9 protein-coding genes are annotated in these 10,203 nt (G+C 70.2%); 7 read left to right on the plus strand and 2 right to left on the minus strand.

The annotated features are described in order from the left end of the window. Positions 1 to 296: 296 nt before the first annotated feature. From ABZ208_RS36165 to cseC, 5 genes are all read left to right on the plus strand, one after another. A complete protein-coding gene (locus ABZ208_RS36165; RefSeq protein WP_356913692.1) occupies positions 297 to 1,211 on the plus strand; it encodes an A/G-specific adenine glycosylase in 915 nt (304 codons plus the stop codon). Between the two features lie 171 nt (positions 1,212 to 1,382). Beyond that, a complete protein-coding gene (locus ABZ208_RS36170; RefSeq protein ID WP_356913693.1) occupies positions 1,383 to 1,949 on the plus strand; it encodes a SigE family RNA polymerase sigma factor in 567 nt (188 codons plus the stop codon). Beyond that, positions 1,937 to 2,614 carry a hypothetical protein gene (locus ABZ208_RS36175; protein WP_356913695.1) on the plus strand — a complete coding sequence of 226 codons (678 nt, stop codon included), beginning with the start codon at positions 1,937 to 1,939 and terminating at the stop codon, positions 2,612 to 2,614. Before ABZ208_RS36170 ends, ABZ208_RS36175 begins: the two co-directional genes overlap by 13 nt. Before the next feature lie 10 nt (positions 2,615 to 2,624). Continuing rightward, on the plus strand, positions 2,625 to 3,329 hold the full coding sequence (cseB, locus tag ABZ208_RS36180) for a two-component system response regulator CseB (RefSeq protein WP_356913696.1): 705 nt from the start codon (positions 2,625 to 2,627) through the stop codon (positions 3,327 to 3,329). 10 nt (positions 3,330 to 3,339) lie between these two features. Further along, a complete protein-coding gene (gene cseC, locus ABZ208_RS36185; protein WP_356913697.1) occupies positions 3,340 to 4,656 on the plus strand; it encodes a two-component system sensor histidine kinase CseC in 1,317 nt (438 codons plus the stop codon). A 108-nt stretch (positions 4,657 to 4,764) separates the two neighbouring features. Here cseC and ABZ208_RS36190 read toward each other — a convergent pair whose 3' ends face one another. After that, on the minus strand, positions 4,765 to 6,333 hold the full coding sequence (locus ABZ208_RS36190; RefSeq protein ID WP_356913701.1) for an MDR family MFS transporter: 1,569 nt from the start codon (positions 6,331 to 6,333) through the stop codon (positions 4,765 to 4,767). A 171-nt stretch (positions 6,334 to 6,504) separates the two neighbouring features. Between ABZ208_RS36190 and ABZ208_RS36195 the strand changes: the two genes are divergently transcribed. Further along, positions 6,505 to 7,077: a helix-turn-helix domain-containing protein gene (locus ABZ208_RS36195; protein WP_356913698.1), complete on the plus strand. Its 573-nt coding sequence runs from the start codon at positions 6,505 to 6,507 to the stop codon at positions 7,075 to 7,077. 81 nt (positions 7,078 to 7,158) lie between these two features. Here ABZ208_RS36195 and ABZ208_RS36200 read toward each other — a convergent pair whose 3' ends face one another. Continuing rightward, positions 7,159 to 7,860, minus strand: a complete 702-nt coding sequence (locus ABZ208_RS36200) for a M23 family metallopeptidase (RefSeq protein WP_356913699.1) — start codon at positions 7,858 to 7,860, stop codon at positions 7,159 to 7,161. Positions 7,861 to 8,449: 589 nt separating this feature from the next. On the opposite strand from ABZ208_RS36200, the gene dacB reads away from it, so the two are divergent. Next, a complete protein-coding gene (dacB, locus tag ABZ208_RS36205) occupies positions 8,450 to 10,048 on the plus strand; it encodes a D-alanyl-D-alanine carboxypeptidase/D-alanyl-D-alanine-endopeptidase (protein ID WP_356913700.1) in 1,599 nt (532 codons plus the stop codon). Positions 10,049 to 10,203: the final 155 nt, after the last annotated feature.

Below are 10,203 nucleotides of genomic sequence, written 5' to 3' on the forward strand. Positions count from 1 at the left end.
GAGCGAACTCTACGAGAGAAAGCGGCCAACTCCCGCCCTACCCGCCGCCCTCGTCGACAAGTTCTGCCGATCATCATCCCAATTGATCACCGGCGGTCGATGACGACCCGTGGCACGCCCCGCCGCTCTCTTCACGGTCGCCACCGACCGGTCGCTACGGGTGACCGACGGGCCGTGCGAGGCACGCTGCGTCACCGCCGGACCCGGCCGCGTCCGATGTCCGAACGGCCGGGGCCACCCCGCTCACGGAGCGTATGCACCACCCCGTCGCCCGGACGTGCCAGGATCGATGTGCCATGACTGCCACTCACACATCACAGACGTCCGACGCCCTCGCACCGGCCTCCCTGCACACGCCTGTCATCGCGTGGTTCGACCAGCACGCCCGCGACCTGCCCTGGCGTCGCCCCGAGGCCGGCGCCTGGGGCGTGATGGTCAGCGAGTTCATGCTGCAGCAGACCCCGGTCAGCCGCGTGCTCCCCGTGTACGAACAGTGGCTCGCCCGCTGGCCGCGCCCCGCCGACCTCGCTGCGGAGGCGCCCGGCGAGGCGGTCCGCGCCTGGGGTCGGCTCGGCTATCCACGGCGAGCCCTGCGGCTGCACGGGGCCGCGCAGGCGATAACGGAGCGGCACGGCGGCGACGTACCCAGCGACCATGCGCAGCTGCTGGCGCTGCCGGGCATCGGCGAGTACACCGCGGCGGCGGTGGCCTCCTTCGCGTACGGACAGCGGCACGCGGTCCTGGACACCAACGTCCGGCGGGTCTTCGCCCGTGCCGCGAGCGGCATTCAGTACCCGCCGAACGCGACGACGGCCGCCGAGCGCAAGCTGGCCCGCGAGCTGCTCCCCGAGGACGAGGCGACCGCGGCACGGTGGGCGGCGGCGTCGATGGAGCTCGGAGCGCTGGTGTGCACCGCGAAGAACGAGGACTGCGCGCGCTGTCCCATCTCCGCGCGCTGTGCGTGGCGGCTGGCCGGGAAGCCCGCGCACGAGGGTCCGGCGCGCCGCGGCCAGACGTACGCGGGAACGGACCGCCAGGTGCGCGGCAAGCTGCTGGCGGTGCTCCGCGAGGCGGTGGTGCCGGTGCCTCAGTCCGCGCTGGACGCGGTGTGGCACGAGCCGGTGCAGCGGGCGCGCGCCCTGGACGGACTGGTCGCCGACGGGCTGGTCGAGCCCTTGGAAGGTGGTCTGTACCGGCTCCCGCATAGTTGAGCGTTCATCTCTACCCCTGACCAACCCCACCCGAAACCTGTCCTGTTACACAACCGATGGATAGCCGTGCGCCGTCCGACGGCTGCTTCGCACAGTTCGGTGACAACGCCTCCGTAGCTTCTTGTGACGCAAGGAGTTTGCGGTGTTGGTCACGGGGCGGAGGCGGTTGGAATGGCGCACGGCGAGGTGCTCGCGTTCGAGGAGTACGTACGCACACGGCAGGAGGCGCTGTTGCGCTGCGCCCGGCGTCTGGTCCCCGATCCGATCGACGCGCAGGACCTGCTCCAGACCGCGCTGGTGCGCACCTACCACCGCTGGGACGGAATAGCGGACAAGTCGCTTGCGGACGCGTACCTTCGGCGCGTGATGATCAATACGCGCACCGAGTGGTGGCGTGCCCGCAAGCTCGACGAGGTCCCGACCGAGCAGCTGCCCGACGCGAGCGTCGAGGACGGCAGCGAGCAGCGGGCCGACCGTGCCCTGCTGATGGATGTGCTGAAGGTGCTGGCACCCAAGCAGCGCAGTGTGGTGGTCCTGCGACACTGGGAGCAGATGAGCACCGAGGAGACCGCCGCCGCACTGGGGATGTCGGCCGGTACGGTGAAGAGCACGCTGCACCGGGCCCTGGCCCGGCTCCGCCAGGAGCTGGAGAGCCGGGATCTGGAGGCGCGTGCACAGGAGCGCGGGGAGCTGCGGCGGATTGATGAGCGATGGGGGCAGGAGCGTTGCGCGGCCTGACTGACAGAGCCGGAAGCGGCGGGAGGACCCTGGCGACAAGCGGTGCGGCGGCGGCCGGGCTCGTCGCCGCGGCCCTGTTCACGGCCGGCTGTTCCACCGGGGGGACCGGTGTGCAGGACGAGGGGGTGGTGCCCTCCTCGGCCGCTGCGAAGTCCACCCCGTCCCCGCTCGGGCCTCCCGGCGGTAAGGACGAGTTCACCAGGGCCGTCGACGCGGTGCAGTTGCTCAAGAACGACCCGAAGGTCAGCGCCCGCGTCAAGGCCGATCTGCAGCGGTGCGCCGGGGACCAGTTCCCCGTGGACACGTCGTACGGGGTGATCACCGCAGGCACCGCGCCCGATGTCGTCATCAACGTCATGACCTGCGGCGATGCCGTCGGCATGGGGACCTACGTCTATCGCGGCACCGGCAAGACGTACGAGAACGTCTTCACCCTCGAGGAGCCGTACGTCTACGCGGTGATCGACCGCGGCGACCTGGTGGTGACCCGGCAGGTGTACGACAAGGGCGACTCGGTCGCCGACCCGTCCGCCGAGGAAGTGACCACCTACCGCTGGTCGGCGGGCAAGTTCTCCCGGCAGTTCTGGGTGCGCAACGAATTCAGCAGATCGGTCGGTGAGGGAGAGGAACTCCCCACCGACCTTCCCCTACCGAGTGAGAACTGAGAGCAGCCGCGTGGCCGAGACCCATGTCCTGTTCGTCGAGGACGACGACGTCATCCGCGAGGCCACCCAGCTGGCGCTGGAGCGCGACGGCTTCGTGGTGACCGCCATGCCCGACGGGCTCCAGGGCCTGGAGGCGTTCCGGACCGACCAGCCGGACATCGCGCTGCTCGATGTGATGGTGCCCGGCCTGGACGGGGTGAGCCTGTGCCGCCGGATCCGGGACGAGTCGACCGTGCCCGTGATCATGCTGTCCGCGCGCGCCGACTCGATCGATGTCGTCCTCGGCCTGGAGGCGGGGGCCGACGACTATGTCACCAAGCCGTTCGACGGTGCGGTGCTCGTGGCCAGGATCCGCGCCGTACTGCGCCGCTTCGGGCACGCGGGCGGGCCGGCCCCGGGCGAAGCAGCGCGTACGGAGGCGGACCAGCAGGGCACGCTGGCCTTCGGCGACCTGGAGATCGACACCGAGGGCATGGAGGTGCGCAAGGCGGGTGAGCCGGTGGCGCTGACGCCGACGGAGATGCGGCTGCTGCTGGAGTTCTCGTCCGCGCCCGGCACGGTGCTCTCCCGCGACAAGCTGCTGGAGCGGGTCTGGGACTACGGCTGGGGCGGCGACACCCGGGTCGTGGACGTCCATGTCCAGCGCCTGCGCATCAAGATCGGCCAGGACCGGATCGAGACGGTCCGCGGTTTCGGCTACAAATTCAAGGCATGAGGCGCCGCCGATGAGACGCATGGCTCTGCGCACCGGCGTCCGCTGGAAGATCAGCGTGGCGATCGCGGCCGTCGGCGCGCTGATCGCCATGACGCTGAGCCTGGTCGTGCACAACGCGGCCCGTGTCTCGATGCTGGACAACGCCCGCGATGTGCAGATGGACCGGGTGCTGCTCGCCGAGCGCTGGTACGAGACGTCCAAGAACAAGGACCCGCGCTTCAACAGCAAGATCAACGACCCCGCGGTGCCCGAGGAACTCCAGCGGCTGATGCTGGAGAACCGGCGCGGCACCTACGTGGACGAGGGCCGTGACCGCAGCCCCGAGATCTGGGCGGCCGTGCCGCTGGCCAACGGCGATGTGCTCTCGCTGCACAGTCAGTTCGGCGGCAACAGCGCCACTGTCATGAAGGACCTCGACCGGGCGCTGATCATCGGCTCACTCTCGGTGGTGCTCGGCGGCTCCGCGCTCGGCGTGCTGATCGGCGGCCAGCTGTCGCGGCGGCTGCGCAAGGCCGCGGCGGCGGCCGGCAAGGTGGCCCAGGGAAACACCGAGGTACGCGTCAGGGACGCCATCGGCGGCGTCGTACGCGACGAGACCGACGATCTGGCCCGCGCGGTCGACCGGCTGACCGACGCGCTCAACGAGCGCATCGAAGCGGAGCGCCGGGTCACCGCGGACATCGCGCACGAGCTGCGCACTCCTGTGACCGGGCTGCTCACTGCGGCGGAGCTGCTGCCGCCGGGGCGTCCCACCGAGCTGGTGCGGGACCGGGCGCAGGCGATGCGCACATTGGTCGAGGACGTGCTGGAGGTGGCCCGGCTCGACGGTGCGTCGGAGCGGGCGGAGCTGCAGGAGATCCAGCTGGGGGACTTCGTCCGGCGCCGGATCGCCAGACTCGACGCCGCGGTGTCGGTCCAGGTCGTGCACGAGTCCTGGGTCAACACCGACCCCCGGCGTCTCGAGCGGATACTGCTGAATCTGCTGACCAACGCCGCCAAGTACGGCAGGCCGCCGGTGGAGGTCACCGTCGAGGGGCGCGTGGTGCGGGTGCGGGACCACGGGCCGGGGTTCCCGGAGGCCCTGCTGCGCGAGGGGCCCAGCCGGTTCCGTACGGGGGCCAGTGACCGGGCCGGTACGGGGCACGGGCTCGGGCTGACGATCGCGGCAGGGCAGGCGCGGGTGCTCGGGGCCCGGCTGACGTTCCGCAATGCGGCACCTACGGGGGCGACGCCGCTGGGAGCGTCCGGCGGCGCGATCGCCGTGCTGTGGCTGCCCGAGCATGCGCCCACCAACTCCGGCAGCTTCCCGATGATGCCGGCCGACTGACGTATCCGGGCCGCCCGGCGCCCGGCAGCGGCCGAGCGGCGGGCCGGTTCGGGGGCCCGGCCACCGCTCGGCCGCTGCACGGGGGAGTTCCGTTGGGAGGCTCCCCGGTCAGACGGTCTCGGCAGCCTTGTCCTCGGTCGGCTCGTCCGCGGCGCGCGAGGGGCCCGTCCCGCGCAGCGGCACCTCCTTGACGAAGAAGGCGGCGATGAAGCCGATCACCGCGACGGCGGCGCCGAGCAGGAAGGCGGCGTGCGTACCGGACGCGACGGCGAACTCGTACGCCTCCCGGACCGGCTCGGGCAGCTTCGCCAGGCTCGCGGCGTCCAGTTGCGCGGAGCCCGCGGTCGCCTGTCCCCCGCCGCGCGCTGCCATCTCGTCCTGGACCCGCCCGGTGAACAGAGCGCCCATGATGGCGACGCCGAAGGAGCTGCCGAGCGTACGGAAGAGGGTGGCCGACGACGAGGCGACTCCCATGTCCTTCAGCTCGACGCTGTTCTGTGCGACGAGCATGGTGACCTGCATCAGGAAGCCCATGCCCGCGCCGAGCACCGCCATGTAGATCCCGGAGGTCAGCCGCGAGGTCTCGGTGTCCATCTGGGCGAGCAGGAAGAGTCCGGCCACGATCAGACCGGCGCCCACGATGGGGAAGATCCGGTACTTGCCGGTGCTGGTGGTGACCCGGCCGGCGTACATCGACACGACCAGCATCGACATCAGCATGGGCAGCAGGAGCAGCCCGGAGTTGGTGGCCGACGCGCCCTGCACGGACTGCTGGTACAGCGGCAGGAAGAGCACGGCACCGAACATCACGAAGCCGGCGAGGAAGCCGATCACGGACATGAGCGAGAAGTTGCGGCTGCGGAAGATGTGCAGCGGCATCAGGGGCTCGGCCGCCCGGCGCTCGACGAAGAGGAAGCCGGTGAGCGACGCCACGCCGATGGCGATCAGCTCCATGATCACGGCGGAGTCCCAGGCGTACTCCGTTCCGCCCCAGGTGGTGACCAGCACGATCGCGGTGATGCCCACGGTCAGCAGCGCGGCTCCGAGGTAGTCGACGTTCCTGGTCGCCTTCTCCTTCCTGGGCAGGTGCAGGACGATCGTGATCATGGCAAGCGCGACCGCGCCGAGCGGCAGGTTGATGTAGAAGCTCCAGCGCCAGCCCCAGTGGTCGGTGATGCTGCCGCCGACCAGCGGTCCGCCGATCATGGCGACAGCCATGACGGCCGCCATCATGCCCTGGTACCTGCCCCGCTCACGCGGCGGCACCAGGTCACCGATGATCGCCATCACGCCGACCATCAGGCCGCCGGCGCCGAGGCCCTGCACGGCACGGAAGCCGATCAGCTGCCCCATGTCCTGGGCCATGCCGCTGAGCGCCGAACCGATCAGGAAGATGACGATCGAGATGAGGAAGATGCCCTTGCGGCCGTACATGTCGCCGAGCTTGCCCCAGATCGGCGTGGAGGCGGCGGTGGCCAGGGTGTAGGCGGTGACCACCCAGGACAGATGCTCGAGGCCGCCGAGCTCGCCGACGATGGTCGGCATCGCGGTTCCGACGATCATGTTGTCGAGCATGGCGAGCAGCATCGCGACCATGAGCGCCAGGACGACGACGCGTACGCTGCGCGGCTCCGGCGGGCTCTCGGCCGCCGACTGCGACTGCGTATCCCCGTCCAGGACGGCGCCCGTCGCCGCGCTGGACCCTTTCCGGCCGCTTGCTATACCCACCGCTGTCCCCACTCCCCGACACTTACTTGCCGCCCGGCTAGTTGACTAGACTCGGGGACGGTAGACCGGTCACTAGCCGGGCGTCAAGTAAGTTACGCGGGACCGGGGAGTGGGAGCAGCATGACCAGCACACCGCAGCCACGACGGGGCGACACGCGCCAGCGCATCCAGGACGTCGCGCTGGAGCTGTTCGCCGAGCGGGGTTACGAGAAGACGTCGCTGCGCGAGATCGCCGCGGCCCTCGATGTCACCAAGGCGGCGCTGTACTACCACTTCAAGACCAAGGAAGACATCCTGATCAGCCTCTTCCAGGACCTGACCAGGCCGATCGACGAGCTGATCGAGTGGGGGCGGACCCAGCCGCACACCCTGGAGACCAAGAAGGACGTGCTGCGCCGCTACAACGCGGCACTGAACGACGCCGCCCCGCTCATCCGCTTCATGCAGGAGAACCAGGCGACGGTGAGGGAGCTGAGCATCGGCGAGTCCTTCAAGGACCGCATGATCGCGATGCTCGCTCTGCTCAGGGACCCGGACGCCGAGCTGATCGACCAGGTCCGCTGCTTCTCGGGACTCTTCACGCTGCACGCGGCGATGTTCGCCCTGAAAGACGTCGAGGGCGACCCCGAGGAGAAGCGCGAAGCCGTTCTCGAAGTCGCCCTGGACCTGATCACCCAGGCCCATCACGCCTGACCGTCCAGGCGAACGCCAGATGGCGTCGCACGCTGTGTGCGACGCCATGACGTGTGTGCACGCCGGAGCTGAGCCCGTACGTCAGATCTGGACGCCGGCGGAGCGCAGGAAGGCCATCGGGTTCAGGGCCGAGCCGTAGTTCGGGGTGGTACGGATCTCGAAGTGCAGGTGCGGGCCGGACGAGTTGCCGGTGTTGCCGGACTTGGCTATGAGCTGGCCGGCCTTCACCTGAGCACCCACACCGACGTTGACCGCCGACAGGTGGGCGTACTGCGAGTACTTGCCGTTGCCGTGCTTGATCACGATGGCGTTGCCGTACGCGGGGCCGTCGCCGCCACCGTTCGGGCCGGCCTTGACGACGGTGCCGGAACCGGCGGCCTTGACCGGGGTGCCGACCGGAACGGCGAAGTCCTGGCCGGAGTGCTTGTGGGACCACATGGCGCCACCCTGGTTGTAGCTCGCGGTCAGGGTGTACTTGCTGACCGGCTTCACCCAGGCCGCCGACTTCTTGGCGGTCTTGCCCTTCTTGGCCTGGACGGCGGCCTTCGCCACCGCAGCCTTCTTCACGGCGGTCTGCTTGGCGGCAGCGGCCTTGGCCTGAGCCTGGGCCTGGGCGGCGACAGCAGCGGCGGGGGTCATGGTGGCCGCCGTACCCGCATGTGCGGAGGCGACACCCGCGCCGGCTCCGACGACCATCACGGCGCCCATGCCGGTGGCGACGACGGCGCCACGGGTACGGAAGACGGTCGGGCGGAGACGGTTGATCACGGTGCGCTTCGACATACGGGAGAACCTCCGGGCATTCGTGGACCCGGCGCTCTCGCCGGGCTGGCCACACATTGGTAACCCGCACTCCCAACTCGACTCAAACCCCCCATCTACGACATCTCGTCGTAGTGAGACTTGCGGGAATCCGCCCATTGACGACCTTTCTGTCCCTTTTGTTCCGATTCGGAAAGAGGCTGAAATGCGGACACTCGGGGTGGTTTAGCCTCACATCCGACCAGTACAGAGGCGCTGGCCGCCCGGGCTCGACCGGGGTCGGAGGGCAGGGGGTCGAGGGTCCCGGCGCGGGGCGGCCCGAAGGTCCCGGCCAGGGGCGCCGAGCAGGCACTATCGCGGCTAGTAGGCCCTGAAACCCCTGTGCGCCTTGTCACGGGCGGGCCGGTCCGGTTGTGCAGCAGGTCACCATCCACCGGCCCGTTCTTGTGCCCCAGGTCACCCAACTCGAAGGCGTGGGGCGGCGAAAGGCGTGTGCTCCAGGTCACGCGCCTGCCCGGCTTCCGGTGCCCGTGCCGCTCTCCGTACCCGTCCGGACACGGCGTGCGCACGTTCTTCCCGCGCGCCCACCCGTCCGGGATGCTCCTGAGCCATGAGGAGACCCGTGATTCGTCCGAACCACCGTTCTCGGCGCCGCGGTTGGATCTGGCCCCTGGCCGTCGCGCTCGCCTGCACGCTCACCTGGAGCTCACCCGCCGGGGCCGGCCCCTCCGACAGCGGCCTCGAGGGCGCGATCGACAAGATCCTGGCCGACCCCCGGATGGACGGCGCGACCAGTGGCGTCGTCGTCGCCGACGCCACCACCGGGGAGCGCCTCTACCAGCGGAACGGGGCCGACCGCCTGATGCCCGCCTCCAACACCAAACTGGCGACGTCCGCCGCCGCCATGGCGCTGCTCGGCCCCGAGCACCGCTACACCACCGACGTTCTCACCACCGGCCGCCGCCACGGCTCCACACTCGTCGGCGACCTCTACCTGCGCGGCAGCGGCGACCCGACCATGCTCGCGACGGACTACGACCGGCTCGCGGCCGACCTCGCCGCGTCCGGCATCACACGCGTCACCGGCCGCCTCGTCGCCGACGACACCTTCTTCGACACCCAGCGGCTGGGCCGCTCCTGGGCCGCCGACGACGAGTCCGCGTACTACTCCGCCCAGATCTCGGCGCTCACCGTCGCGCCCGACACCGACTACGACGCCGGAACCGTGGTGGTCGAGGCGACACCCGGTGAGCGGCCGGGTGAGCGGCCCGCCGTCAAGCTCACCCCGCCCACCGACCACGTACGCCTCGACATCCGCGGCACCACCGTCCCCGCAGGCCAGGCCGACACCCTCACGGTCGAACGGCAGCACGGCACGAACACGATCACCATCAGCGGGAACGTCCCCGTCGGCGGGGATGCCACCAAGGAGTGGATCGCCGTCTGGGAGCCGACCGGCTACGCGGCCGCCGTGTTCTCGGACGCCCTCGCCGCCCACGGCGTACGGATCTTCGGCGGTCCGCGCCTGGGACTGCCCACCCCGCCCGGTGCCAGGACGCTCGCCGCACACCGATCCATGCCGCTCAAGGAGCTGATGCTGCCGTTCATGAAGCTGTCCAACAACATGCACGCCGAGGCGCTCACCAAGACCATCGGCCACAAGACCTCCGGGCGCGGCACGTGGGCGGCGGGCCTCGCGGCCGTCGACAGCTGGCTGAGGAAGGAGGGCATCGCCACCGGCACACTCCGCCAGGTCGACGGCTCCGGTCTGTCCCGGATGAACCTCTTCCCGGCCGAGCAGCTGGCCGCCCTGCTGCTCTCCGTCCGGGACGCGCCCTGGTTCGCCGACTGGTACGCGTCCCTCCCGGTGGCCTGTCACCCCGACCGCGCCGTCGGAGGCACACTGCGGTCCCGGATGTGCAACACCCCGGCCGCCCTCAACGCCCGCGCCAAGACCGGTTCACTGACCGGTGCCTCGGCGCTGTCGGGCTTTGTCACCGATGCCGCCGGCCGCGAGCTCGTCTACAGCATCGTGCTCAACAACCACCTCGCCTCCTCGGTGAAGAGCATCGAGGACGCGATCGTGGTCACCCTGGCCTCGTCACGGACGGCCCGGAAGACGATCGTCACCGCTCCCCCACGCACCGCGCGCACCCCGGCCCCCGCCGCGGATCTCGAATGCGCCTGGCAGAAGCCGATGCCCTGCTGACCGGGCAGCCGGCCGCGCCGCCGCAGTCCCGGTAGCCAGGAACCGGAGGCCGAAGAAGCCAAGGAACCCGAAAAGGGGCTGCCCCGGCCCGTACGTTTCCGTATACACTGCTGGTCTTCGAGGAGACCTATCTCGACCCGGTGCACGGCCCTGTG

It is taken from the genome of Streptomyces sp. NPDC006208, assembly GCF_040613775.1.
In the GTDB taxonomy this organism is placed as follows: domain Bacteria; phylum Actinomycetota; class Actinomycetes; order Streptomycetales; family Streptomycetaceae; genus Streptomyces.